The organism is Sphingomonas metalli, assembly GCF_014641735.1.
In the GTDB taxonomy this organism is placed as follows: domain Bacteria; phylum Pseudomonadota; class Alphaproteobacteria; order Sphingomonadales; family Sphingomonadaceae; genus Sphingomonas; species Sphingomonas metalli.
Genome location: NZ_BMIH01000001.1, coordinates 154,477 through 176,166 on the forward strand (window position 1 = coordinate 154,477; position 21,690 = coordinate 176,166).

Annotated in this window: 27 protein-coding genes; 14 read left to right on the forward strand and 13 right to left on the reverse strand. The window is 68.1% G+C overall.

Annotation, left to right across the window (positions count from 1 at the left end):
* The first annotated feature begins 11 nt into the window (after positions 1 to 11).
* Both IEX18_RS00930 and IEX18_RS00935 read left to right on the forward strand, forming a co-directional pair.
* Positions 12 to 236, forward strand: a complete 225-nt coding sequence (locus IEX18_RS00930; protein WP_188656746.1) for a hypothetical protein — start codon at positions 12 to 14, stop codon at positions 234 to 236.
* Positions 237 to 378: 142 nt separating this feature from the next.
* Positions 379 to 1,146 (forward strand): HesA/MoeB/ThiF family protein, encoded by a 768-nt coding sequence (locus tag IEX18_RS00935; RefSeq protein ID WP_188656747.1) that lies wholly within the window; start codon positions 379 to 381, stop codon positions 1,144 to 1,146.
* Here the strand turns inward: IEX18_RS00935 and IEX18_RS00940 are convergent.
* A complete protein-coding gene (locus IEX18_RS00940) occupies positions 1,131 to 2,132 on the reverse strand; it encodes an SDR family NAD(P)-dependent oxidoreductase (protein WP_268234933.1) in 1,002 nt (333 codons plus the stop codon). The two genes, IEX18_RS00935 and IEX18_RS00940, sit on opposite strands and share 16 nt — an antisense overlap.
* Before the next feature lie 6 nt (positions 2,133 to 2,138).
* On the reverse strand, positions 2,139 to 2,999 hold the full coding sequence (gene galU, locus IEX18_RS00945) for a UTP--glucose-1-phosphate uridylyltransferase GalU (RefSeq protein ID WP_188656748.1): 861 nt from the start codon (positions 2,997 to 2,999) through the stop codon (positions 2,139 to 2,141).
* A 111-nt stretch (positions 3,000 to 3,110) separates the two neighbouring features.
* Here galU and wecB point away from each other — a divergent pair, with 111 nt between their 5' ends.
* Together wecB and IEX18_RS00955 are read left to right on the forward strand one after the other, a co-directional pair.
* A complete protein-coding gene (gene wecB, locus IEX18_RS00950; RefSeq protein WP_188656749.1) occupies positions 3,111 to 4,271 on the forward strand; it encodes a non-hydrolyzing UDP-N-acetylglucosamine 2-epimerase in 1,161 nt (386 codons plus the stop codon).
* A complete protein-coding gene (locus IEX18_RS00955) occupies positions 4,234 to 4,995 on the forward strand; it encodes a metallophosphoesterase family protein (protein ID WP_188656750.1) in 762 nt (253 codons plus the stop codon). The genes wecB and IEX18_RS00955 overlap by 38 nt, the downstream gene beginning before the upstream one ends.
* A gap of 41 nt (positions 4,996 to 5,036) precedes the next feature.
* On the opposite strand, the gene IEX18_RS00960 is transcribed toward IEX18_RS00955, so the two are convergent.
* Positions 5,037 to 5,372 (reverse strand): DUF2794 domain-containing protein, encoded by a 336-nt coding sequence (locus IEX18_RS00960; protein ID WP_188656751.1) that lies wholly within the window; start codon positions 5,370 to 5,372, stop codon positions 5,037 to 5,039.
* Complete coding sequence (gene epsC / locus IEX18_RS00965) at positions 5,372 to 6,082, reverse strand: serine O-acetyltransferase EpsC (protein ID WP_188656752.1); 711 nt, start codon at positions 6,080 to 6,082, stop codon at positions 5,372 to 5,374. The genes IEX18_RS00960 and epsC overlap by 1 nt, the downstream gene beginning before the upstream one ends.
* 157 nt (positions 6,083 to 6,239) lie before the next feature.
* Here epsC and IEX18_RS00970 point away from each other — a divergent pair, with 157 nt between their 5' ends.
* The 3 genes from IEX18_RS00970 (at position 6,240) to IEX18_RS00980 (ending at position 8,646) form a co-directional block, all read left to right on the forward strand.
* Positions 6,240 to 7,007 carry a sulfite exporter TauE/SafE family protein gene (locus IEX18_RS00970; protein WP_188656753.1) on the forward strand — a complete coding sequence of 256 codons (768 nt, stop codon included), beginning with the start codon at positions 6,240 to 6,242 and terminating at the stop codon, positions 7,005 to 7,007.
* A 15-nt stretch (positions 7,008 to 7,022) separates the two neighbouring features.
* Positions 7,023 to 7,922, forward strand: a complete 900-nt coding sequence (locus IEX18_RS00975; RefSeq protein ID WP_188656754.1) for a hydrogen peroxide-inducible genes activator — start codon at positions 7,023 to 7,025, stop codon at positions 7,920 to 7,922.
* 88 nt (positions 7,923 to 8,010) lie between these two features.
* On the forward strand, positions 8,011 to 8,646 hold the full coding sequence (locus tag IEX18_RS00980; RefSeq protein ID WP_188656755.1) for a fasciclin domain-containing protein: 636 nt from the start codon (positions 8,011 to 8,013) through the stop codon (positions 8,644 to 8,646).
* Positions 8,647 to 8,649: 3 nt separating this feature from the next.
* On the opposite strand, the gene IEX18_RS00985 is transcribed toward IEX18_RS00980, so the two are convergent.
* From IEX18_RS00985 to pgsA, 3 genes are read right to left on the reverse strand one after another with little or no spacing between them, the layout of a single operon-like run.
* Positions 8,650 to 9,108, reverse strand: coding sequence for a molybdenum cofactor biosynthesis protein MoaE (locus IEX18_RS00985; protein WP_188656756.1), 459 nt, complete (start codon positions 9,106 to 9,108; stop codon positions 8,650 to 8,652).
* On the reverse strand, positions 9,105 to 9,356 hold the full coding sequence (gene moaD, locus IEX18_RS00990) for a molybdopterin converting factor subunit 1 (RefSeq protein ID WP_188656757.1): 252 nt from the start codon (positions 9,354 to 9,356) through the stop codon (positions 9,105 to 9,107). The genes IEX18_RS00985 and moaD overlap by 4 nt, the downstream gene beginning before the upstream one ends.
* 8 nt (positions 9,357 to 9,364) lie before the next feature.
* Positions 9,365 to 9,916 carry a CDP-diacylglycerol--glycerol-3-phosphate 3-phosphatidyltransferase gene (gene pgsA, locus IEX18_RS00995; RefSeq protein ID WP_188656758.1) on the reverse strand — a complete coding sequence of 184 codons (552 nt, stop codon included), beginning with the start codon at positions 9,914 to 9,916 and terminating at the stop codon, positions 9,365 to 9,367.
* 143 nt (positions 9,917 to 10,059) lie between these two features.
* On the opposite strand from pgsA, the gene IEX18_RS01000 reads away from it, so the two are divergent.
* On the forward strand, positions 10,060 to 11,391 hold the full coding sequence (locus IEX18_RS01000; protein WP_188656759.1) for an MFS transporter: 1,332 nt from the start codon (positions 10,060 to 10,062) through the stop codon (positions 11,389 to 11,391).
* A gap of 14 nt (positions 11,392 to 11,405) precedes the next feature.
* On the opposite strand, the gene IEX18_RS01005 is transcribed toward IEX18_RS01000, so the two are convergent.
* Entirely contained in the window at positions 11,406 to 11,588 is a 183-nt protein-coding gene (locus tag IEX18_RS01005; RefSeq protein WP_188656760.1) for a hypothetical protein, read from the reverse strand.
* 155 nt (positions 11,589 to 11,743) lie between these two features.
* Between IEX18_RS01005 and IEX18_RS01010 the strand changes: the two genes are divergently transcribed.
* Positions 11,744 to 13,009 carry a M20/M25/M40 family metallo-hydrolase gene (locus IEX18_RS01010; RefSeq protein WP_188656761.1) on the forward strand — a complete coding sequence of 422 codons (1,266 nt, stop codon included), beginning with the start codon at positions 11,744 to 11,746 and terminating at the stop codon, positions 13,007 to 13,009.
* A gap of 38 nt (positions 13,010 to 13,047) precedes the next feature.
* On the opposite strand, the gene ctrA is transcribed toward IEX18_RS01010, so the two are convergent.
* The 3 genes from ctrA to IEX18_RS01025 form a co-directional block, all read right to left on the reverse strand.
* Positions 13,048 to 13,749 carry a response regulator transcription factor CtrA gene (gene ctrA / locus IEX18_RS01015; RefSeq protein ID WP_188656762.1) on the reverse strand — a complete coding sequence of 234 codons (702 nt, stop codon included), beginning with the start codon at positions 13,747 to 13,749 and terminating at the stop codon, positions 13,048 to 13,050.
* Positions 13,750 to 13,847: 98 nt separating this feature from the next.
* Entirely contained in the window at positions 13,848 to 14,969 is a 1,122-nt protein-coding gene (locus IEX18_RS01020) for an AI-2E family transporter (RefSeq protein WP_188656763.1), read from the reverse strand.
* A gap of 63 nt (positions 14,970 to 15,032) precedes the next feature.
* Positions 15,033 to 15,974, reverse strand: coding sequence for a LysR family transcriptional regulator (locus tag IEX18_RS01025; protein WP_188656764.1), 942 nt, complete (start codon positions 15,972 to 15,974; stop codon positions 15,033 to 15,035).
* A 115-nt stretch (positions 15,975 to 16,089) separates the two neighbouring features.
* Here IEX18_RS01025 and IEX18_RS01030 point away from each other — a divergent pair, with 115 nt between their 5' ends.
* Both IEX18_RS01030 and wrbA read left to right on the forward strand, forming a co-directional pair.
* Positions 16,090 to 16,812 (forward strand): pirin family protein, encoded by a 723-nt coding sequence (locus tag IEX18_RS01030; protein WP_188656765.1) that lies wholly within the window; start codon positions 16,090 to 16,092, stop codon positions 16,810 to 16,812.
* Between the two features lie 75 nt (positions 16,813 to 16,887).
* Positions 16,888 to 17,490 (forward strand): NAD(P)H:quinone oxidoreductase, encoded by a 603-nt coding sequence (wrbA, locus tag IEX18_RS01035; RefSeq protein ID WP_188656766.1) that lies wholly within the window; start codon positions 16,888 to 16,890, stop codon positions 17,488 to 17,490.
* 39 nt (positions 17,491 to 17,529) lie between these two features.
* Here the strand turns inward: wrbA and IEX18_RS01040 are convergent, their stop codons facing one another.
* Positions 17,530 to 18,249, reverse strand: a complete 720-nt coding sequence (locus IEX18_RS01040) for a D-alanyl-D-alanine carboxypeptidase family protein (protein ID WP_229664286.1) — start codon at positions 18,247 to 18,249, stop codon at positions 17,530 to 17,532.
* 50 nt (positions 18,250 to 18,299) lie between these two features.
* On the opposite strand from IEX18_RS01040, the gene IEX18_RS01045 reads away from it, so the two are divergent.
* The 3 genes from IEX18_RS01045 to msrC are packed head-to-tail and all read left to right on the forward strand — an operon-like array spanning position 18,300 to position 19,809.
* Positions 18,300 to 18,935: an RluA family pseudouridine synthase gene (locus IEX18_RS01045; protein WP_188656768.1), complete on the forward strand. Its 636-nt coding sequence runs from the start codon at positions 18,300 to 18,302 to the stop codon at positions 18,933 to 18,935.
* Entirely contained in the window at positions 18,929 to 19,327 is a 399-nt protein-coding gene (arfB, locus tag IEX18_RS01050) for an alternative ribosome rescue aminoacyl-tRNA hydrolase ArfB (protein ID WP_188656769.1), read from the forward strand. The genes IEX18_RS01045 and arfB overlap by 7 nt, the downstream gene beginning before the upstream one ends.
* A gap of 2 nt (positions 19,328 to 19,329) precedes the next feature.
* The gene (gene msrC, locus IEX18_RS01055) at positions 19,330 to 19,809 is read left to right on the forward strand and encodes a free L-methionine (R)-S-oxide reductase MsrC (protein WP_188656770.1); all 480 of its coding nucleotides are present in this window, start codon (positions 19,330 to 19,332) and stop codon (positions 19,807 to 19,809) included.
* A gap of 201 nt (positions 19,810 to 20,010) precedes the next feature.
* Here msrC and IEX18_RS01060 read toward each other — a convergent pair whose 3' ends face one another.
* The gene (locus tag IEX18_RS01060) at positions 20,011 to 21,666 is read right to left on the reverse strand and encodes an amidohydrolase (RefSeq protein WP_188656771.1); all 1,656 of its coding nucleotides are present in this window, start codon (positions 21,664 to 21,666) and stop codon (positions 20,011 to 20,013) included.
* Between the last annotated feature and the right edge of the window lie 24 nt (positions 21,667 to 21,690).

The window sequence follows — 21,690 nt, forward strand, 5'->3', positions numbered from 1 at the left end:
GGAAGTATCTCATGGCTGCCGCCGTCGCCACCATGGCGGTTGCGCCTGCCGTCGCCGCTCCGGCGAACCCGGCTGCCAGCCTGTCGGTTGCCAAGTCGGCCCGTGCGGGCTCGGCTTCGGCCAAGAAGAACGAGCTGGCCGGTGGCGGTCTGATCGTTGCTCTGATCGCGGCTGCCGCCGTGGTTGCCGGTGTCGTGATCGTCGCCGATAGCGACGACGACTCCGACAGCAACTAAGTTTTACTGCGCTTCGGCGCGGTTTGACGGAATAGCGGTCCTTCGGGGCCGCTATTTTTTTGTCCGGCGTTCATTGCGGCTTTTGCTGCAACGGGTACGCCGAATGGTTTCCGCAGCCGGCCGACAGGCCTACATGGCGTCGATGGACGCGCTCACCGACCTCGATCTCGAACGCTATGCCCGGCACATCGTGCTTCGCGAGATCGGCGGCGACGGCCAACTGCGACTGAAGAACGCGACCGTCGCCATCATGGGAGCCGGCGGCATCGGTTCGCCGGCGATTCAATATCTCGCCGGAGCCGGGGTGGGCACGATTCGGATCGTCGACGACGACACCGTCGACACGTCCAATCTGCAACGCCAGACGATTTACAACGGTGCCGATCTTCGAACCACCAAGGCAGACGCCGCGGCGGCCTTCGCCATGCGCTTGAACCCGGGCGTCGCCGCATCGGCCTGCCGCGCCCGGATCGACGCCGAAAACGTCGCGGCGCTGATCGAAGGCGCAGACGTGGTCATCGACGGCACCGACAATTTCGCGACCCGACTCCTGGTCGCGAAGGCGGCGCATGCCGCGCGGATACCGCTGGTGTCGGCAGCTGTGGGGCAGTTCGAGGGGCAGCTGGCCGTCTATCGCGGCTGGGAAGCCGGCAAGCCCTGCTATCGCTGCCTGGTCAGCGACGACCCCGATCGCGTTGACCGCAATTGTTCGGAGCAGGGCGTTCTGGGGCCGGTCACAGGCGTTCTCGGCACGCTGGCTGCGCTGGAAGCGATCAGGGCCATCGTGCCGTTCGGCGAGGACGTGGCCGGCCGACTGCTGCTAGTCGACCTACTCTCGTGGCGCTTTCGCGCGATTGCCGTACCGCCCGATCCTGCCTGCCCGGTCTGCAGCGATCACGCGCTCCGATAGGTTCGGTACCAGTCGACGAAACGGGTCACCCCGACCTCGAGCGCCGTCGTCGGCCGGAAGCCAAGATCGCGTGCGGCCTCCGCAATGTCGGCAAAGGTGGCGGGCACGTCGCCCGCTTGCATCGGCTGGAGGTCGCGGATCGCGGCCCGGCCCGCAGCCATCTCGATAGCGGCTATCAGCCGATCCAGCGGCTCGGGCCGATTGTTGCCCAGATTGTAGATGGCGTGCGGTGCCCGGCTGCCTCCGGGCTTGACCGCAAGGTCGTCGGCCGGCGGCCGGTCGAGCGCCGCGACCACGCCGTCGACGATGTCGTCGATGAAGGTGAAGTCCCGCTGCATCGCGCCCTGGTTGAAGACCCGGATCGGGCGGCCTTCCAGGATCGCCTGGGTGAAGAGCCACACCGCCATGTCGGGCCGCCCCCATGGCCCGTAGACCGTGAAGAAGCGCAGCCCGGTTTGCGGCAGGCGATAGAGATGGGCGTAGCTTTCGCTCATCAACTCGTCCGCCTTCTTGGTCGCGGCGTAGAGCGACACCGGGTGGTTTACCGGATCGTCGACGCGAAAGGGCAAGGACGTATTGCCACCATAGACCGACGAGGACGAGGCGTAGACGAGCTGTTGCGTCGTTCGGGCACGGGCCAGTTCGAGGATGTTGAGGTGGCCGAGCAGGTTCGCGCGGGCATAGGCGCGCGGATTGTCGATCGAGTAGCGGACTCCCGCCTGCGCGCCGAGATGGACGATACGGTCGATCTCGACTCCGGCGACGGCGGCATCGAGGGCGGCGTCATCGGCGAAGTCGGCCTGGACGAAGCGCACGCGCGCGCCATGTCGCTCAGCCAGGGTCGCCAGTCGCGCCCGTTTCAATGCCGGATCATAATAGGGATTGAGATCGTCGACCCCCAGCACGGTATCGCCACGCGCGGCCAGCCTGTCTGCGACATGGAAGCCGATAAACCCGGCCATGCCCGTGACGAGGACGGTCCGCACCTAAGATCAGCCGATCAGCGCCCGGACATAGTCCCGAACGGCAGACCCGATGTCCTCCCGCGCGAGCGCCAGGGCGATGTTCGCCTGCACCCAACCCGCCTTGTCGCCGCAGTCATGGCGCGCACCGTCGAAGGTGAAGCCGTGGAACGGTTGCGTGCCGATCAGCTTCGCCATGGCATCGGTCAGCTGGATTTCGCCCCCGGCGCCCGGCTCCTGCGCATCCAGGATCTTCATGACCTCAGGCTGTAGGATGTAGCGGCCGGGAATCATCAGGTTCGACGGCGCCTTGCCCTTCGGCTTCTCGACGAGCGCCAGCACCTCGGTCAGTCGCCCGTCGCGCTGGCCCGGAGAAATGATTCCGTATTTGTCGGTCTCGCTGTCCGGCACCTCCAGGGCGCCGATCACATTCCCGCCGACCTGATTATAGGCCTCGACCATCTGGCGCATGAAACCACCGACCATCAGCTCGTCCGGCAGCAAGACGGCGAACGGCTCGTCGCCCACGATCTCCCGGGCGCACCAGACGGCGTGACCGAGGCCGAGCGGCTCCTGCTGGCGGACATAGACGGGGCTGCCCGGCTTCTGCCGGATGCCCTCGATGAGGTGCATCGACTTGCCCCGCGCCTTCATCGTCGCCTCCAGCTCGTAGGAGACGTCGAAATGATCCTCCAGCGCGCTCTTTCCGCGTCCGGTCACGAAGATGATCTGCTCGATCCCGGCCTCCAGTGCCTCCTCGACCGCATATTGGATCAGCGGCTTGTCGACGACCGTCAGCATCTCCTTCGGCATCGCCTTCGTCGCCGGAAGGAACCGGGTGCCGAGGCCGGCGACGGGGAATACGGCTTTCTTCACGGGCTTGACGGTCAACGGGAATCTCCACGGACGATCGATCGGCAGGCGCTTATCTGCGTACCGCGCCGCCGCCTAGCCCCAACTCCGTTGAGATGGCTTTAAGCCAGAGCAGCGCAGGGCGCAGCTATGACAAAGATCCTCGTCGTGATCGGCACCAGACCGGAGGCGATCAAGATGGCGCCCGTGGTCCACGCGCTTCGCGAGCACGCGACCGTCACGGCGGTGATCCTGGCGACCGGTCAGCATGGCGCGATCGTCGACCGGCTGCTCGACCTGTTCGGGATTCCGCCCGATCGCCGCCTCCCTCCGCCGCCGCCCGGGCAGACGCTCGACCGGCTGGTCGCCTGGTTGCTGACGGGCATCGGCGCGCAGCTCGACGCGGTGCGACCCGATCTCGTGCTGGTACAGGGCGATACGGCGAGCGCCCTGGCGGGCGCAACGGCGGCCTATCATCGCGCGATCAGCGTCGGTCATGTCGAGGCCGGCTTGCGGTCGGGCAACGCGCGCCATCCCCTGCCCGAGGAAGGCTATCGGCGCGCCATCGCCGGCTATTGCGACCTCCACTTCGCACCGACCGAGCAAGCGCGCAGAAATCTCGATCGCGAACAGGTCCATGGGAGAATATATCTGACCGGCAACACGGTCGTCGATGCCTTGGGCTGGATGCGCGAGCGCATGGGAGACGCTCCCGCGGGCGGCGACGGTCGCCGCCTGATCCTCGCGACGCTGCACCGGCGCGAAAACTGGCCGCACCTCCCCCGTATCGCGCGAGCCATCGGGCGGCTCGCCGACCGGGGGGACGTTAGAGTGATGCTGCCGATGCAACCGAACCCGGCGGTCCGCGAGCCGCTGCTGGCCGTGCTGGGCGGCGTCCCCGCCGTCAGCCTGACCGAACCGCTCGACTATCCCGATCTCGTCCGTGCGCTTTCGGCCTGCCACTTCGTCATCACGGACTCCGGCGGCCTTCAGGAAGAGGCGCCGGCGCTCGGCAAGCCGGTGCTCGTCCTCCGCGATGCGACGGAACGACCGGAGGGCGTGGCCGCCGGTGTCGCGCGGCTCATTGGGACGGACGAGGAACGGATTGTCCGGGAAGGGGTTGCTCTGCTAGACGACATGGCTGCCCATGCTGCCATGGCGCGACCCTGCTCTCCTTATGGTGACGGACTGGCGGGTCGGCGGATTGCCGACATCATCGCCGACGTCGCCGGTGCGGGCGGGGTGAAGGACTATTGGATACGACACCGCCACGATGCTGCGCAAATTGCTGAAGGCCAGCCGCCGCCATGACCCTCGGCCATCCGTGCCCCCCGGTCAGCGGGTCTACGCGATCGGTGACATCCATGGCTGCGCCGACGAGCTCGGCCGGCTGCTGCGCCTGATCCACGCCGACGACGCCGCGCGCGCGCCGGCCGACACGACGCTGGTCTTCCTGGGCGATCTGGTCGATCGGGGTCCGGCCTCGGCAACCGTGATCGACCAGCTGATGACCCTCGGAGCCGATGGCGGACGGCTGCACTTCATTGCCGGCAACCATGAGGAGATTTTCCTCGGTGCGCTGGACGGTGACGTCAAGCTGCTGAAATTGTTCACCCGTGCGGGTGGCCGCGAGACGGTGCTGAGCTACGGCATGACGCCCGAGGATTATAACGCGCTCGACTATCCCGAATTGCAGGCCGAGATGATTCGTCTGGTGCCTGCCGCGCACCGGCGCTTCCTCGAAGCGTTCGAGGACATGGTGATCATCGGCGACTATGCCTTCGTTCATGCCGGCGTCCAGCCGGAGGTGCCGCTCGCGGAGCAGCGCCGCAGCGACCTTCGCTGGATCCGCGAACCCTTCCTGTCGCATGCCAGACCGCTCGAGAAGGTGATCGTGCACGGTCACACCATCGCCGAGACCGTCCAGCAGACTCCGGCCCGCATCGGCATCGACACCGGCGCCTACCAATCGGGCCGCCTCACTGCGATCGGGCTGGAGGGCGAGGACCGCTGGTTTATCGATACGGCAGACTGATCGCGTCCGGCGACGGCCGCTTCGCTTGCATAAAACAGAGGCTATTCGTCGACGAGCTTCACCAGCCGGCGTTCGACAGGCGCGAGGATCGGGTTGAGCTCGTGCCCGCGCTTGAGCACCGCACCCGCCTCCCCGATCAACGCCCACATACCTTGGCGCTGACGTAGGGCCGGTCGCTTCTCGATACGGATTTCGGGACGCTCGGCGGTCCGGCGGAAGGCGGAGAAGACGGCCGCATCACGGCCGAGCTCGATCGCATAGTCCCGCCAATGTCCGGCCGCGACCATGCGCCCGTAGAGATCCAGGATCCGGCCAAGCTCGACCCGGTCGAAGCCGACCTGCTGCTCGCCGCGTTTGGGAAACGGAAGGACGCCCATCAGGCCCGGTCGCGCTCCCCGGAATCATTGATCAGGCCGCCCTGCCCCTCTCGTTCGGCAAGCAACGCGTCCAGCCGGCGCCGGAGCTGCTCGACCTCGCAGCGGAGAAGTTCGGTCTTCTGCGTTACCGGATCGAAGGTCTCGGCGCACTTGGTTCCGTAGGGCAGAAATTCCGGCTTGGGCTGGGTGCCCCCCTCGACCACGACCGGGCGGGCGGGGATGCCGACCATCACCGCGCCATCGGGAACGTCGCGGGTGACCACGGCATTGGCACCGACCCGTGCGCCGCGCCCGACGGTGATCGGCCCCAGGACCTGTGCGCCGGAGCCGACGATCGCCCCATCGAGCAGCGTCGGATGCCGCTTGCCGCCAACGCCGTTGTCCGGGCTCGTCCCGCCGAGCGTCACGCATTGGTAGATGGTCACGTCGTCACCGATCTCCGCCGTCTCGCCTATGACGACGAACCCGTGGTCGATGAAGAAGTTGCGACCGATCCGGGCACCCGGATGGATGTCGATCGCGGTCCAGGCCCGGGTCCAGTGATTGACGATCCGCGCCAGCAGGAAAAACCGGGCGATGAAGAGCCGATGCGCGATGCGATGCCCGATCAACGCCCAGACGCCGGGATAGGTCAGCACCTCCCAGCGGCTGCGCGGAGCCGGGTCGCGGGCGCGGATGGAATCGAGATAGGCGACGAGGCGACCGGCCATGGATGCTCCCCCTGGCGCATTCTGGCGGCGCCGGATGCGAACTCATCTAGGATGCCGCCCGCGAGGCGGCAATGGCCCGGCTTGTGCGGCGCGATAGCCTATCTTCCTTGTGGATATTCGCGCCGGCCGGCACGTTGGCCGCCACGAAAGGAACCTCATGCCCGATCTTGCCAGTTTCGACGTCTCGCAGATCCTGCCCTTCATCTTGATCGGTTTCGCCGCGCAGGTCGTCGACGGTGCGCTGGGCATGGCGTTCGGCGTGATCTCGAACACGGCGCTCCTGTGGATCGGCGTGCCGCCCGCGGCGGCCTCCGCCGGCGTGCACACGGTCGAGGCCTTCACGACGGCCGTGTCGGGCGTCAGCCATGTCGCCCATCGCAACGTCAACTGGCGGCTGTTCCTGCGCATCATGATACCCGGCGTGATCGGCGGCGTCCTGGGCGCCTATGTCCTGTCGAACATCGATGCGGCGATCGCCAAGCCCTTCATCCTGGCCTATCTGACCGGCATCGGCCTCTACCTCCTGTGGCGCAGCCTCCATTATCCCCCGGTCGCGCGCGAGCCGAAGATCGTGGAGCCGCTGGGTCTCGCCGGCGGCTTTCTCGACGCGGCGGGCGGCGGCGGCTGGGGCCCGGTGGTGACGTCCAATCTGCTGGTGCAGGGCGCCAGCCCGCGGACGACGATCGGCTCGGTCAATACCGCGGAGTTCTTTGTCACCGTCACCATCTCGGCGACCTTCCTCAGCCAGCTCGGCTGGGCGGCCTTCACGACGGCCACTGCCGGACTGCTGATCGGCGGGGTGCTGGCAGCGCCGTTCGGCGCGATGCTGGCCAAGCGGGTTCCGGCGCGCCGCCTGATGCTGATGGTGGGCATCGTCCTGATCGTCACCAGCCTGTTCGGACTGTGGCGCGCGCTGCACGGCTAGGCTAGCGATGCGGCCATGGCCGCCACCTATCTGCCGACGCTTAAACAGCTTCAATATCTTGTCGCATTGCGCGACCATGGCCATTTCGGCCGGGCCGCGGAGGCGTGCTTCGTCACCCAGTCGACATTGTCCGCCGGCCTGCGCGATCTCGAGACGCTGATCGGGGTCGTCCTGGTCGAACGCACCCGTCGGGTGGTCCGCTTCACGCCGCTGGGCGAACGCTTCGTTGCCAAGGCGCGTCGCGTTCTGCGCGAGGCGGAGGAGCTGGGCGATCTCGCCCGCGCCGCCGGCCGGCCCCTGACGGGCGAAATGCGGATGAGCGTCATTCCCACCATCGCGCCCTTCATGCTGCCCCGCATCCTGCCGCGGCTGCGGCGGGATTATCCCGAGCTCAAGCTGTTCCTGCGGGAGGAATCGAGCGCGGCGGCCTGCGAGGGGCTGCATGCCGGGCGGACCGACTGCGTCCTGCTCGCCCTGCCCTTCGCCTGCGGCGAGGTGGCGAGCATGCCGCTGTTCGACGATCGCCTCTTCCTCGCCTTCCAGGACGAGGGCGAGGATATCCCAGCGACCGTCGATCCCGATACGATCGACGCCGACAGCCTGTTGCTGCTGGAAGACGGTCACTGCCTGAAGGACCACGCCTTGGCGGCCTGCAACCGGCCGGACCTCCGCGCGGGCGCGACGATGCTCGGAACGTCGCTGCACACGATCGTCCAGATGGTCGATAACGGCTTGGGTGTCACCGTGCTGCCGGAAATGGCGCTGAAGGCCGGCATCCTCGATCACACCAGCATCACGGCGCGGCCGCTGGGTGAAGCCAGTGCGGTGCGGCAGGTCGCCTTGGTCTGGCGGCGCGCCTCTCCGCGCGAGAGCGATTTCCGGCTCCTGGCCGGCGTACTGGCCGATATCGGCTAGGCCGATCGGACCGCCGTCTCGCGCAGACGCAGGGAACGATCCGCGCGCTCGGGCGTGGAACAGACCCAAATCAATGACTCGGGAGTCTATGATGCGTCTCACTCTTGCCCTGACCACGGCGATCGCCGCCACGCTGGCCGTGCCATCGCTGGCGCAAACCGCCACCAACCACGCCGCCCACACCACCGCCGCGACCCCGGCGGCTCAGACGACCGCACCCGCGCAGACGACGACGCCCGCCGCCCCGGCGGCGACGCCGGCTCCGGCAGCCAGCACCACGATCGCCGCGGCCGTCGCGGCCTCCCCGGACCACAAGACCCTGCAGCGCCTGCTCGTCGCCGCAAAGCTCGACGCAACGCTTGCAGGTCCGGGTCCCTTCACCGTTTTCGCGCCGAACGATGCGGCGTTCGCGCTGCTCCCCGCAGGCACGCTCGACACGCTCCTCGCGCCGGCCAATGTCGCCAGCCTGACTACGATCCTGAAGAACCATGTCGTCGCCGGCGCCATGACCTCGGACCAGCTGCGGGCAGCCATCCAGGCGGGCGGCGGCAAGGCCACGCTCAACACCCTTTCGGGCCAGGCGATCACCGCCTCGCTGGAGAATAATGCGATCCTGCTGACCGACGCCGTCGGCAACAAGAGCTATGTCGACAAGCCGGACCTTCGCCAGACCAACGGCGTGATCCATTCGACGAACGGCATCAGCCTGCCCAAATTGGGCTGATCGTCAGGCGTCGCGCCAGCGCTCGGCCGCACGGTCGTCGCTGGCGCGCGCCTCGACCCACCGCGCCTCCCCCCCGGAGGTCTCGCGCTTCCAGAAGGGCGCATCGGTCTTCAGCCGATCGATCAGGAACGCACAGGCATCGAGCGCCGCGCCGCGATGGGCCGCGGCCGTCCCGACGAAGACAATCCGGTCGCCTGGAGCCATCATTCCGACCCTGTGCACGATCGTGGCACCGGACAGCGACCAACGGGCTTCCGCCTCGCCGGCAAGGGCGTGCAGCGCCGCCTCGGTCGCACCGGGATAATGTTCGAGTTCGAGTGTCTCGACCTTGCCTTCCGCCTTCGCGTCCGCCCGCACCAGGCCCGTGAAGGTCGCGATCGCGCCGGCACTATGTCCGGCCTCGATCCTGTCCATCTCCACCGAGAGGTCGATGATCGCCGGACTGACGAGGATGCGGATCATCCGCCCGTCACCGGGGGAAAGATCGCGACCTCGGATGCGTCACCCAGCGGCGTGTCGAGCGGAACGAACGCCTGGTCGAGCGCGGCGCGCAGCCGATCCGGTGCCGCCAGGGCCAGGCCATGCCCGTCCGAGCGACCGGCAAGCCAGCCGATCAGATCCGCCACCGTTTCCACGCCGGCAGGGGGATCGACGACTTCCTCAGAGGTTCCGATCCGCTCGCGGACCCAGGCGAAATACAGGACTCGCATCGCTCCGCTCAATCCATGTGCCGCAGGCCGACGCGAAGATAGTCCCAGCCGGTGACGAGGGTCAGCACCGCCGCGCCCCACAGACTGGCCAGACCCACCGTCGCGATCCAGGGCGCGTGCGGCAAGGCGCCGGCCAGGATCAGCGCACCCAGCGACACGAGCTGGAGCGTCGTCTTCCACTTGGCGAGTTTCGAGACGGGGACCGAAACGTGCAACGGCGCCAGGAACTCGCGCAGGCCGGACACGGCGATCTCCCGCAACAGGATCACCAGCGCCGCGATGATGCTGAAGCCGGCGATGTCGCGCGTGCCGACCAGCATCAGGATCACCGCCGCCACCATGATCTTGTCCGCGATCGGATCGAGGAACACGCCCAGCCGCGACACCGCACCGTTGGCGCGCGCCAGATAGCCGTCGAAATAGTCGGTGATGCCCATCAGGCAGTAGAGGGCGAAGGCGATCGCGTAGCCTGCCGCCCATTGCGGCCACCACAAAAGTCCCACGAGCAACGGCACCGCACAGATGCGCGACAGGGTGAGAAGGTTGGGCAGGGTCAGCATGCCGGCACTTCCCTATCCCGCCGCGCGGCGTCCGCAAAGCCCGCTTCGGCGGCGGCGCTTCCGGGACGGATCGTGCAAAGCCTTGGCGTGACGGCCATTGCTCGTCTACAAGCGACACCGGTTCAACGCATCAAGGCGCACTCATGATCAATGCGTTGGGGTTGCTGAAGCGGCGACGCTTCCTGCCCCTGTTCGTCACCCAGTTCCTCGGTGCGTTCAACGACAATCTGTTCAAGACGTCGATGGTCCTCTTCGCGACCTACGCCATCTTCAACGATGCCGGGCACGAGGCCAATTTCAACGCGTTGGCGACAGGCCTTTCGATCCTACCCTTCTTCCTTCTGTCCGCGCTCGCCGGCCAGCTGGCCGACAGCTACGACAAGGCCCGCATCATCCGCATCGTCAAGGCCGCGGAGATCGCGATCATGGCCGTGGGAGCCAGCGGCCTGCTCCTGGCGCAGAACGGCTACCGGACCGCCGGCCTCGCCCTGATGCTCGGCGCGGTCTTGCTGCTCGGCATCCATTCGACCTTTTTCGGACCGATCAAATACGCGATCCTGCCGCAGCATCTCGCGCCATGCGACATTCTCGGCGGGACCGGGCTGGTCGAGGCCGGCACCTATCTTGCGATCCTCGCCGGCACCGTGCTGGCCGGCTGGATCCGCATCGAGACCGCGGCGGCGACCGTGCTGGGCATCGCCGCGATCGGCTTCGCGGTCGGCCGCCAGGTACCGCCGGCGCCGGCCGAGGGGCCACCGCTCAAACTCAACTACAATCCCTTCACCGCTTCGTGGCGGCTCATCTCGGCCACCATGCACATCCCGCGGCTGTTCCTGGCGATCTGTGCGATCAGCTTCTTCTGGACGATCGGATCGGTCCTCATCATCGTCTTTCCGCCGCTCGTCAAAAACGTGCTGACCGCCGACGAACGGGTGGCGAGCGGCGTCATCGCCGTCTTCTCGGTCGGCGTCGCGATCGGATCGGTCGTCATCAACACGATGCTGAAGGGACGGATCTCCGCGCGCTACGCGCCGGCCTCGGTGATCGCGATGGGCGCCTTCGTCATCGTCTTCTCGCTCCTCGCCCGCAACTGGATACCGGCGCCGCCGGGCACGCTGTTGGGCTGGGGCGCCTTTCTCGCCCATCCGGGCTCGATCGCGGTTCTGGGCACGCTGCTCGCCATCGCGATCACCGGCGGCATGTTCGTCGTGCCGCTCTATGCCTTTCTGACCACCACGGTGACGAAGGATCAGACCGCGCGCACGGTGGCCGCCAACAATGTCGTCAACGCCGGTGCCATGACGCTCGGCGCGATCGCGGTGCTGCTGATCGGCGGACTGGGCGTCAGTTCAGAGGATATGCTCTTCCTTGTGGCGGGCATGTGCCTGATCTCGGCGGCGATCGCCCGGAAGCTCCACAAGGTTTGTGACCGGGAAGATGCCTGCCTGCCCTGCGCGGACGGCGAGGCCCGCTAAGCCCGACGGCCGATCTAGAAGATGAAGCTGTAGAAGCAGATGAAGAAGGCCGCGAAGCTCAGCATGAACAGCTTGACGTCCTGATCGTCGCTGGGAGTCGCCACGGGCAGGCGCACCGGCGGCAAGGCCCGGCGGAACGGATGGCGAGCCCCTTCATTGGTCAGGACGAGGCGTCGGGAGAGGCTGCGCTGGGTCATGGCCTCGTTAACGCGCAATTCACCATTCGGCACCATGATCGAAGATGGTAAAATTCGCGCTGTGCCGCGATGGAACGTCCCGCCCTGGACAGTCCTTTTTCCTTGTCATTCCGCAACAGCTTGAGCCGGCTGGATTCGCCCGCCATGATCCGCGGATGATCCTGTCACTGATCGCCGCCTCGGCAGCCGCATCGCTTCCCTCCCCCTCCACGACCCGGATGCGGTCCGACGTCGCCACTTTGGTCGGCTTCGGGACCCGGCACACCGCCTCCACCACATCCGATCCGCGGCGCGGCATCGGGGCGGCCCGGAACTGGGCAGCCGCGCAGTTCGAGCAGATCGGCCGACGCTGTGGCGGTTGCATCAAGGTGGAGCGGATCGAGCGTCGCTTCACCGGCCCGCGGGCGCCGGGCGGCGTGGTGGTCGAGGATGTCCTGGGCATCCAGCCGGGCCGTGATCCCAATCGGGTGGTGATCGTCGGCGCGCATATCGACAGCCGCGTCACCGATGTCATGGACGCGACCAGCGATGCGCCCGGCGCGAACGACGACGCCTCCGGCGTGGCGCTGGTTCTCGAAGCGGCGCGCAATCTTGCCGGGCGCCAGTTCGACGCGACGATCGTCTACGCGATCTTCTCCGGCGAAGAGCAGGGCCTGTGGGGCGCGACCCTGCTGGCGGAGACGGCCAAGGCTCGCGGCTGGCAGGTGTCGGCGATGCTAAACAACGACATCGTCGGCAATACGGTCGGCCAGGGGGGCGTTCGGGAAAGCCGGTGGGTGCGGGTATTTTCCGAAGGCATCCGTGCCTCTGAAGACAATCCCGCGCAGCTCGTCCGGCGCGGCAATGGCGGCGAGGACGACGGGCCGAGCCGCGCGCTGGCGAAGGCGATCGACGGCATCGCCGCCAAGGGGCGATTCGGGCTGGACGTCTTCATCGACCGGCGGCCGGACCGCTTCGGACGCGGCGGCGACCACGAGCCGTTCCTGAAGCTCGGATATCCTGCCGTCCGCTTTTCGGTCGCCAACGAGAACTGGGACGCGCAGCATCAGGACCTGCGCACCGACAGGGGCGTCGTCTATGGGGACACGATCGACCGGATGGACTTCGGCTATCTGGCGAAGGTGACGGCGATCAACATGGCGACGCTGGCCCGCCTCGCGGCCGCGCCTGCGGCACCGAACAGCGTCACGATCAAGGGCGCCCTGTCGCGCGACACCGATGTCAGCTGGCCGGCGGTGCCGGGCGCGAGCCGCTACCGGGTCTCGTGGCGGCGGACCGATGCCGCCGACTGGACGGCCTGTCGCGAGGTGACCGGAACGTCCACCATCCTGAGCCAGACGCCGGTGGACGATCATTTCGTCGGGGTATCGGCGATCGGCCGGGACGGCGCGGAAAGCCTGGTGACGTTCGGCGGGCGCTGAGGGCCCGCCGCCACGTCGATCGTTCGGGACTCTTGGGGTCAGGCGACCGCGGTCGCCACCACCTCGCCGGGCTCGCGCAGCACATAGCCGCGGCCCCACACGGTCTCGATATAGTTCTCGCCCTCGCAGGCCATCGACAGCTTCTTGCGCAGCTTGCAGATGAAGACGTCGATGATCTTCAGTTCCGGCTCGTCCATGCCGCCATAGAGATGGTTGAGGAACATCTCTTTCGTCAGCGTGGTGCCCTTGCGGAGCGACAGCAGCTCCAGCATCGCATATTCCTTGCCGGTCAGGTGAACCCGGGCGCCATCGACCTCGACGGTCTTGGCATCCAGATTGACCGCCAGCTTGCCGGTGCGGATCACCGACTGCGAATGCCCCTTGGACCGGCGCACCACCGCATGGATACGGGCGATCAGCTCCTCGCGGTGGAAGGGCTTGGTGACATAGTCGTCGGCGCCGAAGCCGAAGCTGCGCACCTTCGAATCCATCTCGTTGATGCCCGACAGGATCAGCACCGGAGTGGTCACCCGCGCCACCCGAAGCTTCTTGAGCACGTCATAGCCGTGCATGTCCGGCAGGTTCAGATCGAGCAGAATGATATCGTAATCGTAGAGCTTGCCGAGATCGAGGCCTTCTTCGCCCAAGTCGGTGGTGTAGCAGTTGAAACCTTCGGCATGGAGCATCAGCTCGATCGCCTTGGCAGTCGTCGGCTCGTCCTCGATCAGCAGCACGCGCATCAACCATTCCCCGGTTTTTGGCAGCCGCACGCCGTGGACGCATGGCCGGTCTGATTCATTAACCAAAGGACATCTGAAGGCAAAAGGTTAATTCGCAGTTAAGCGCCCCGGTCAGGCATATTCCGTGGCGGCAGCAGCCGGTCGTGCTCCGCCCGCGGAATGTCCTCGCCCAGCACTTCGCGCAAGTAGAGGCTGCGAACCAGGGTGAAGAAGACGACGAGCAGCGCCGCCGAGAAGAACAGGCCGAACAAGCCGAAGATCACGCCGACGCCGATGATCGCGAAGACCGTGACCGCCGGCGGGATCGCGATCACCCGTTGCTGGACATAGGGCGTGATGAAGTTGGTCTGCACCAGCCGGACCAGGGCATAGGTCACGAGCGCGCCGATCACCGGCCCGGTCCCGACCGTCGCGCCCAGACCCAGGGCGGGGATCATCGCTGCGGTGGGCCCGACATAGGGGATGAACTCGGAAAGGCCGGCCAGCAGACCCAGCGCCGCCGCCGAGGGCACGCCGGCGATCCATAGTCCCAGCCCGACCAGCACGCCCATGCTCGTCATCAGGATCAGCTGCGAGCCCAGCCACAGGCGAAGGGTGCGCCCGACGTCGAACAGCGCATCCTCGAACGGCGCACGCTTGGACGGCGGAACGAGGAGCAGCAGACCGCGCTCGTACACCTTGGGATCCGCGGCGAGGAAGAGCGCGCCGACGAGAAGCAGAAGGCAGTTGAGGATGAACTCGCCTCCCCCTTCGACCAGTCCGCTGACGTCCTGTGCCGCCCGGCTGCCGGCATAGGCCTGCCGGACGGCGTCCGCGATCTTCGCGCCGACCGGGGATTGCGAGGCCCAGGCATCGAGCTGGTCCAGCAGCGTCGGCAAATGCGTGACGAGGATGTTGACCTGCTGGCGGAACTCGACCGCGAACAGCCAGACGAGGAAGCCGAGCACCGCAAGGACGGTCGCATAGCCGAGGGCCAGCCCCGCCCGTCGCGACACGCCGAGAGCCTCGCGCCAGAGCCCGGCTACCGCGTGGATGACGATCGCGCCGAGCACCGAGCCGAACAGAAGGATGAGCAGGTTGCTGGCGCGGTAGAGCGCCGCCGCCACCGCCAAAATGACGATCAGCAGCACCACGCGCCTGACGAAGCGGGCATCGGCCGCATCGGGAGCAAGGCGGGAACGGTCTCTCGGGGGCGGCGATTCGGACGAAGGATCGTTCATGCGCGTGCAACGCCGCAGGGACGCGTATCGACCCAGCCCGCGGTATATGGGCGCAAGGACGCCTCACCCATGGGCGAAGGCCGGCTGCCCGGCGTGCGTCTTCAGCGCTTCGGCACAGGGATCGCGCAGCCGCTCCGCGAAGAACGCGATCAATGCCTCGACACGCGCCGGCCGCAGGGGGCTGGGCGGAGTCAGCAGATGCAGGCTGACGGGCGGCGGCGTCCAGTCCGGTAGGATCGCGACCAGCGCGCCGCTCTGCAGATGCGGACCGACGATGAAGCCCGGCAGGGCGGCGATGCCGAGCCCCGCGACCAGCGCAGGGACCAGCGCGTCGCCGCTGTTCGCGTTGAGGGGGCCGTCGGGCCGGACCGCCACCTCCTGCCCGTCGGGACCGCGAAACCGCCAGGGGCCGAGGATGTTCGCGTAGCGGAGCATGCGGTGGTGGGACAGTTCGGCCGCATGGCCGGGCTGGCCGGCGGCAGCGAGATAGGCTGGCGCCGCCACGATATGCGTCGCGATCCCGCACAGTCGCCGGCCGCGCAGCGAACTGTCGGCGAGCTCGCCGATCCGCAACGCGATGTCGAATCCCTCGGCGACGATGTCGACCCGCGCGTCGGACAGATGAAGGTCGATATCGACCGCCGGGTGCCGGGTCAGGAATTCGGCCACGAGCGGCGCGACATTCGCCACCCCGAAGCTCATCGGCGCGGCCACCCGCACGGTCCCCTGGGGCGCGCTGGCGGCGTCCCGGGCCGCCTCCTCCGCGGCCCGCGCCTCTCCCACCATGCGCCGCGCATGGTCCGCGAGCGGCTTACCGGCCTCGGTCAGGGCGAGACGGCGAGAGGTGCGGTGGAACAGCGACTGGCCGAGCTGTTGCTCCAGCCGCGACACCGCCTTCGACACCGTCGCCTTCGACAGGCCGATCGCATCGGCCGCCCCGCTGAACGATTGGTGATCGGCCACGGCGGCGAAGATCGCCCAAGCTTCCAGATCAGGCAGGCGCATCGTCGACTCTCCTCGAGCCCATACTATAATCCGAAACGATCGTTTTCCATCGTTTCCGTTTACGTCCCAATCGCGGCACCTATCTTGGCGGCAACACCAAGGGAGTGTTCTTCCGATGACCGACATCCGTACCAAGATCGATCGCCGCGCCTTCGAAACGCTGGGCCATGCCGACCATGGCTGGCTGGACGCGCGGCATCATTTCTCCTTCGCCAGCTATTACGATCCCGATCGGATGGGATGGGGCGCCATCCGCGTGTGGAACGACGATGTGATCGCACCGCAGACCGGCTTCCCGCCGCATCCGCACCGCGACATGGAAATCGTCACCTATGTCCGGACCGGCGCGATCACCCACCAGGACTCGCTGGGCAACAAGGGCCGTACCGAGGCCGGCGACGTCCAGGTGATGAGCGCCGGATCGGGCGTCCGCCATGCCGAGTACAATCTCGAGGACGTGCCCACCACGATCTTCCAGATCTGGATCGAGCCGACCACCAAGGGCGGCGAGCCCGGCTGGGGCGCCCGTCCCTTCCCCAAGGGCGATCGCGCGGGGCAGCTGACGGTCCTCGCCAGCGGCTTTGCCGAGGATCAGGGTGAGGAAGGCGCGCTGCCGATCCGGGCGGAGGCGCGGGTCCTCGCGGCGACGCTGAAGGCGGGTGAAACGGTGACCCATCAGGTCGCGCCGGGCCGCCATGCCTATCTCGTTCCGGCGGTCGGCGCGGTCACGATCGACGGCGAGACGGTGAACGCTCGCGACGGAGCTGCGTTGTCGGCCGGTACCTTCACCATCGCCGCCGTCGAGGATGCCGAGATCGTCCTGGTCGACGCCGAGTAATCCGCAGTCCTTCCGCCCCGGTCGATACCGGCCGGGGCGGCCTTGCCCGACCCGATCCCAGAGGGAGCTATCCGCATGACCAAGGTTCTTGTTCTTTATTACTCCTCATACGGCCATATCGAGCAGATGGCCGATGCCGTCGCCGAGGGCGCACGGGCCGGCGGCGCCGACGTGGACATCCGGCGCGTGCGCGAGACCGCGCCTCAGGAGATTGTCGAGGCGGCGCACTTCAAGACCGATACGGCGCATCCCGAGATCGAGGGGCCCGATGCGCTCGCCCAATATGATGCGATCATCGTCGGTGCACCGACCCGCTATGGCCGGATGCCGAGCCAGATGGCCGCCTTCTGGGACACGACCGGCGGCCTCTGGATGCGCGGTGGACTCGTCGGCAAGGTCGGCGGCGCCTTCACCTCGACCGCCAGCCAGCATGGCGGGCAGGAGACGACGCTCTTCTCGATCATCACCAACCTGCTGCATCACGGCATGACGATCGTCGGTCTCGACTATGGCTATGCGGGGCTTCAGGGCGTGGACACCGTCCAAGGCGGTACGCCCTATGGTGCCTCGACCATCGCCGACGGCGACGGCAGCCGCCAGCCGACCCAGATCGAACTCGACGGCGCTCGCTATCAGGGCAAGCGTATCGCCGAGACCGCCGCCAAGCTGGCCGGCTGATCCGACCGCGATACCGTCGCCTCGCCACGCGACATCGGATCAGCGGCGCCGTCGCCGGGGCTTCGTCTCGGGCGGCGGCGCCGCCGCTGTCGCCGGCGGCGACGGCTGGGCGGTCAGGACGATCCGGAGCGGCGGGTAGATCCCGGGCTCGGCCGGAAAGGTCGCGCGCGCCTTGGCGAAGATCAGCCGGGCACGGGCCGCGCCCGGCGTGTCGGCGCCAGCCCCCACCCAGCGCCAGTGCCATGGCTCCCACTTCACCTGCTGACGGTTGCCCGGCGGAAAGCTGAGCTCGAAGCCGAAGCGCGGCGCATGGCGGACGAGCCAGCGCGCCGCCGGCAGGGCCGCCACGCAGGCCTCCGCGTCGGGACAGCCGGATGACGGCCGGATGGCGAAGTCGATGGCATAGCCCGTACTGTGTTCGGTATGCCCGGGCGGGGCGACGGAGATCGCGCGCTCCGCGGCATCCCCCTGCCCGCCGCCCGCGAAGACGCCGCCCTGCCGCGGGATGGACCGGTGGCAGGACAGGCCGCGGATCGTGCCGCCGACCTCGGGATCGGCCGCCGCCGCGGCGAGCAATCTCACCAGGTCGGGATAGACTTCGCGGCGGATCCGGCACGCGTGCAGGGCGAAGCCCGGCGGCGCGTCGACGAGATCGCCGGGAGCCGCGTCGCCATAGGGAAAGTGGCCGAGCAGCCGGCCGTCGCCGGCGGGGGCCGGCGCAGCGGCCTGGGCGAGCTGGGCGAGGAAGAGGGCGAGCATCGCGTCCGCGCCTCTGGCATGGCGGTGCATAGGGTGGCAAGGGAGCGGCCATGGAAGGCGAACGCGTACTCTTCATCGATGGCGAGGCCCTGGTGATCGACAAGCCCGCCGGGCTCCCCGTCGACCGTCCGCGCGATGGATCGATCAGTCTGGAGAACCATCTCGACTCGCTGCGCTTCGGCTTCCAGCGATGGCCGATCGCGGTGCACCGGCTGGATCGCGACACCAGCGGATGCCTGCTCCTCGCCCGCAATCCGAAGGCGCAGGCACGCTATCAGCAGGCGTTCGAGTCCGGCGTCGTCGAGAAGCGGTATCTGGCGGTGCTCGAAGGATCAGTGTCGGGGGAAGGAGAGATCGCCCTGCCGCTGCTCAAGGTCAGCACGGCGGAAGCCGGCTGGCGGATGGTTCCGGACGACAGGGGGAAGGCGGCCCTGACCCGCTGGCGGGCACTGGAGCAGCGGGGCGGCCGCACCCTCGTCGAGTTCCGCCCCGCGACCGGCCGCACGCACCAGATCCGGGTCCACGCAGCGAGCGCGCTCTCGGCGCCCGTCGTCGGCGACCCGGTCTACGGCCGGGCCGACCGCGCGGGCATGCTGCTCCACGCCGCGGATCTCGTCGTCCCCCGCCCCGGCAAGGAGCCGATCCGGGCCGAGGCGCCGTTTCCCGACCGGTTCGGCGCATGGTGACCGTGCCGGAGGAAGCGATCGAAGAACGCTTCCTCGCGGCGACCGGTCCGGGCGGACAGAATGTCAACAAGGTCGCGACCGCCTGCCAGCTGCGCGTCGACATCTTCCGACTCGGCCTGCATCCCGAAACCTATCGGCGACTCAAGGTCATCGCCGGGAGCCGGCTGACCGCCGCGGGCACGCTCGTGCTGACCGCGCGGCGCTATCGCACGCAGGAGGCGAACCGGCAGGACGCCCGCGATCGCCTCGCCGAAATGCTTGCCAAGGCCGAGGAACGCGAGGCACGGCGGGTCAAGACCAAGCCCTCCAAGGCCGCCAAGGCGCGACGGGTGGACGCGAAAAAGGGCCGCAGCGCCGTGAAGGCGGGGCGCGGCCGCATCAGGATCGATTGACCATGTTCCAGTTCGATATCGCCGCCGGCTCGAAGGCCGAGCTCTACCGGGACCTCCACGCCTCGCTGGATGCGCTGACCGGCGACGAGACAGACGGCATCGCGAACATGGCCAACGCCGCGGCGATCCTCTGGCAGTATCTCCCCGACCTCAACTGGGCGGGCTTCTACCGCATGGTCGGCGGCGAACTGGTTCTCGGCCCCTTTCAGGGCAAGGCGGCCTGTATCCGCATCCCGGTCGGCAAGGGGGTTTGCGGCACCGCGGTGGCGACGCGGACGACGCAGCTGGTCGCGGATGTCCATGACTTTCCGGGTCATATCGCCTGCGACGCGGCCAGCCGCTCGGAGCTGGTGGTGCCGCTGATCCGCGACGGCGAAGTCCTCGGCGTCCTCGATCTGGATAGCCCGGTGCCGGCCCGCTTCGATGCGGAGGATGCCAGGGGCTGCGAGGCGTTCGCGGCACTGCTCGCCGGCCGGATCTGATCCCAAACGGGACTCACATCGCTCTGGCGACTCGCCTGACCGAGCGGTAAGTCTAGGCCATCAGATGCCCGATCGCCGTGCCGGGGAGGGACCGGTGCTTCGGGCTCTTCGTGGCCTTCCCAAGCCGAAGGCCCGCGGCGATGCCGCTCCGCCTGAACTCCCGCGGGGCGGCATTGCTGCGTTCGGAGAGGGCCGTCGCAGCTATTTCCGCTCCCACACCTTCTCGCCGCCGACCCACGTCTCCTCGACCTTGGTCTGGCGCAGCTCGGCGGGCGATGCCGCCAGCGGATCGCGATCGACGATGATGAAGTCGGCCCGCTGGCCCGGCGCCAGCCGCCCGAACACCGTTTCGGCGAACGCGGCATAGGCGCCGCCCTGGGTGAAGGCCTTCCAGGCCTGTTCGCGCGTCACCGCCTCTTCGGGGCGCCAGCCGCCGGGGGGCATACCGTCGGCACCCTGGCGCGTGAAGGCCGCCGCCCAGCCGGCGAACGGATCGGGGCTCTCGACCGGGAAATCGGAGCCGAAGGCCAGCCCGGCGCCGTCCGCCAGCATCGTGTGCCAGGCATAGGCCCCGGTCAGCCGCGCCGCGCCCAGCCGCGCCTCCGCCATCGTCCGGTCGCTGGTCTGATGCGTCGGCTGCATCGAGGCGATCACGCCATGCTTGCCGAAGCGCGGCAGGTCGGCCGGATCGACGACCTGTGCATGCTCGATCCGCCAGCGCCGGTCGCCGCCATAGGTGTCAGACAACTCGTCGATCGCATCGAGCACCTGCGCATTGGCACGGTCGCCGATCGCGTGGACGGCGACCTGGTATTTGTCCATCGCCGCGCGGCTCATCAGGTTGCGCAGCACGGTGTCGGTCTGGAAGCCCAGCCCCTTCTCGCCCGGCGCATCGGCATAGGGTGCCTTCAGCCAGGCCCCCCGCGACCCCAATGCCCCGTCGCCATAGAGCTTGACGCCGGCAAGGCGCAGGCGGTCGGCATAGAGCCACGGCGTCGGACCGGTCCCGCCGATCCGCACCGTGTCGTCGATCCCCATGCCATAGCTGATGATCCGCACCCGTAGCGCACCGCGGTCGCCCATGCGGCGATAGCTCAACCAGTCGTCGACGCTCGTGCCCATGTCCGCCGCCGCGGTGACGCCCAGCGAGAGCAGCGTCGCCTGCGCCTTGAGGAAGGCGGAGTCCCTGTCCTTGGGCAGGGGTTGCGGAACCGCCTTCTGCATCAAGGCCTGCGCCGCATCGACGAAGACACCGGCCGGCTTGCCCCCCGCGCCCTTCTCGATGCGGCCGCCCGGCGGCGACACCGTCGCTGCGGAGATTCCGGCCTCGCGCAGGGCGGCGCTGTTCGCCCAGCCGGCGTGGCCGTCGATGCGGGCGAGCCATACCGGCTTGTCGCCGACGACCGCGTCGAGATCGGCGGCCGTCGGGAAACGGCCCAGTCGCCATCGCTCCTGGTTCCAGCCCCCGCCCAGGATCCATTTGCGGTCGGGATTGGCGGCGACATAGGCGGCGATCTTCGCCTTGGCCTCGTCGAGCGAGCGCGTGTCCGAGAGGTCGAGCTCCAGCGCGCGGAACCCCAATTCCATGACATGGCCGTGCGCATCGACGAAGCCGGGCATCAGCACCCGCCCCTTCATGTCGGCCCGCCAGTCCAGCCGGTCGGGGCGCTTGTCCTTCGCGCCCAGCAGCCGCACCACCTTGCCGTCGGCCGTCATCAGGATGCCGGTGAACCGGACCACCTTCCCGTCCGCGTCGAGGGTCATCCCGTTGACATTGTCGACCAGCGCCTCGGCCTGAGCGGATACAGGAGCCATGATCGTCACGGCGAGGAGGAGAAGCGGAGCCAGTCTTGCCATAGCGGCGGCATAAGCGGTGTTCCC

What these genes read in the sequence shown, in the direction of transcription:
- IEX18_RS00930 (WP_188656746.1), top strand. Translation starts at nt 12, where the DNA reads ATGGCTGCCGCCGTCGCCACCATGGCGGTTGCGCCTGCCGTCGCCGCT.
- IEX18_RS00935 (WP_188656747.1), top strand. Translation starts at nt 379, where the DNA reads ATGGACGCGCTCACCGACCTCGATCTCGAACGCTATGCCCGGCACATC.
- wecB (WP_188656749.1), top strand. Translation starts at nt 3,111, where the DNA reads ATGACAAAGATCCTCGTCGTGATCGGCACCAGACCGGAGGCGATCAAG.
- IEX18_RS00955 (WP_188656750.1), top strand. Translation starts at nt 4,234, where the DNA reads ATGCTGCGCAAATTGCTGAAGGCCAGCCGCCGCCATGACCCTCGGCCA.
- IEX18_RS00960 (WP_188656751.1), bottom strand. Translation starts at nt 5,372, where the DNA reads ATGGGCGTCCTTCCGTTTCCCAAACGCGGCGAGCAGCAGGTCGGCTTC.
- epsC (WP_188656752.1), bottom strand. Translation starts at nt 6,082, where the DNA reads ATGGCCGGTCGCCTCGTCGCCTATCTCGATTCCATCCGCGCCCGCGAC.
- IEX18_RS00970 (WP_188656753.1), top strand. Translation starts at nt 6,240, where the DNA reads ATGCCCGATCTTGCCAGTTTCGACGTCTCGCAGATCCTGCCCTTCATC.
- IEX18_RS00975 (WP_188656754.1), top strand. Translation starts at nt 7,023, where the DNA reads ATGGCCGCCACCTATCTGCCGACGCTTAAACAGCTTCAATATCTTGTC.
- IEX18_RS00980 (WP_188656755.1), top strand. Translation starts at nt 8,011, where the DNA reads ATGATGCGTCTCACTCTTGCCCTGACCACGGCGATCGCCGCCACGCTG.
- IEX18_RS00985 (WP_188656756.1), bottom strand. Translation starts at nt 9,108, where the DNA reads ATGATCCGCATCCTCGTCAGTCCGGCGATCATCGACCTCTCGGTGGAG.
- moaD (WP_188656757.1), bottom strand. Translation starts at nt 9,356, where the DNA reads ATGCGAGTCCTGTATTTCGCCTGGGTCCGCGAGCGGATCGGAACCTCT.
- pgsA (WP_188656758.1), bottom strand. Translation starts at nt 9,916, where the DNA reads ATGCTGACCCTGCCCAACCTTCTCACCCTGTCGCGCATCTGTGCGGTG.
- IEX18_RS01000 (WP_188656759.1), top strand. Translation starts at nt 10,060, where the DNA reads ATGATCAATGCGTTGGGGTTGCTGAAGCGGCGACGCTTCCTGCCCCTG.
- IEX18_RS01005 (WP_188656760.1), bottom strand. Translation starts at nt 11,588, where the DNA reads ATGACCCAGCGCAGCCTCTCCCGACGCCTCGTCCTGACCAATGAAGGG.
- IEX18_RS01010 (WP_188656761.1), top strand. Translation starts at nt 11,744, where the DNA reads ATGATCCTGTCACTGATCGCCGCCTCGGCAGCCGCATCGCTTCCCTCC.
- ctrA (WP_188656762.1), bottom strand. Translation starts at nt 13,749, where the DNA reads ATGCGCGTGCTGCTGATCGAGGACGAGCCGACGACTGCCAAGGCGATC.
- IEX18_RS01020 (WP_188656763.1), bottom strand. Translation starts at nt 14,969, where the DNA reads ATGAACGATCCTTCGTCCGAATCGCCGCCCCCGAGAGACCGTTCCCGC.
- IEX18_RS01025 (WP_188656764.1), bottom strand. Translation starts at nt 15,974, where the DNA reads ATGCGCCTGCCTGATCTGGAAGCTTGGGCGATCTTCGCCGCCGTGGCC.
- IEX18_RS01030 (WP_188656765.1), top strand. Translation starts at nt 16,090, where the DNA reads ATGACCGACATCCGTACCAAGATCGATCGCCGCGCCTTCGAAACGCTG.
- wrbA (WP_188656766.1), top strand. Translation starts at nt 16,888, where the DNA reads ATGACCAAGGTTCTTGTTCTTTATTACTCCTCATACGGCCATATCGAG.
- IEX18_RS01040 (WP_229664286.1), bottom strand. Translation starts at nt 18,249, where the DNA reads ATGCTCGCCCTCTTCCTCGCCCAGCTCGCCCAGGCCGCTGCGCCGGCC.
- IEX18_RS01045 (WP_188656768.1), top strand. Translation starts at nt 18,300, where the DNA reads ATGGAAGGCGAACGCGTACTCTTCATCGATGGCGAGGCCCTGGTGATC.
- arfB (WP_188656769.1), top strand. Translation starts at nt 18,929, where the DNA reads ATGGTGACCGTGCCGGAGGAAGCGATCGAAGAACGCTTCCTCGCGGCG.
- msrC (WP_188656770.1), top strand. Translation starts at nt 19,330, where the DNA reads ATGTTCCAGTTCGATATCGCCGCCGGCTCGAAGGCCGAGCTCTACCGG.
- IEX18_RS01060 (WP_188656771.1), bottom strand. Translation starts at nt 21,666, where the DNA reads ATGGCAAGACTGGCTCCGCTTCTCCTCCTCGCCGTGACGATCATGGCT.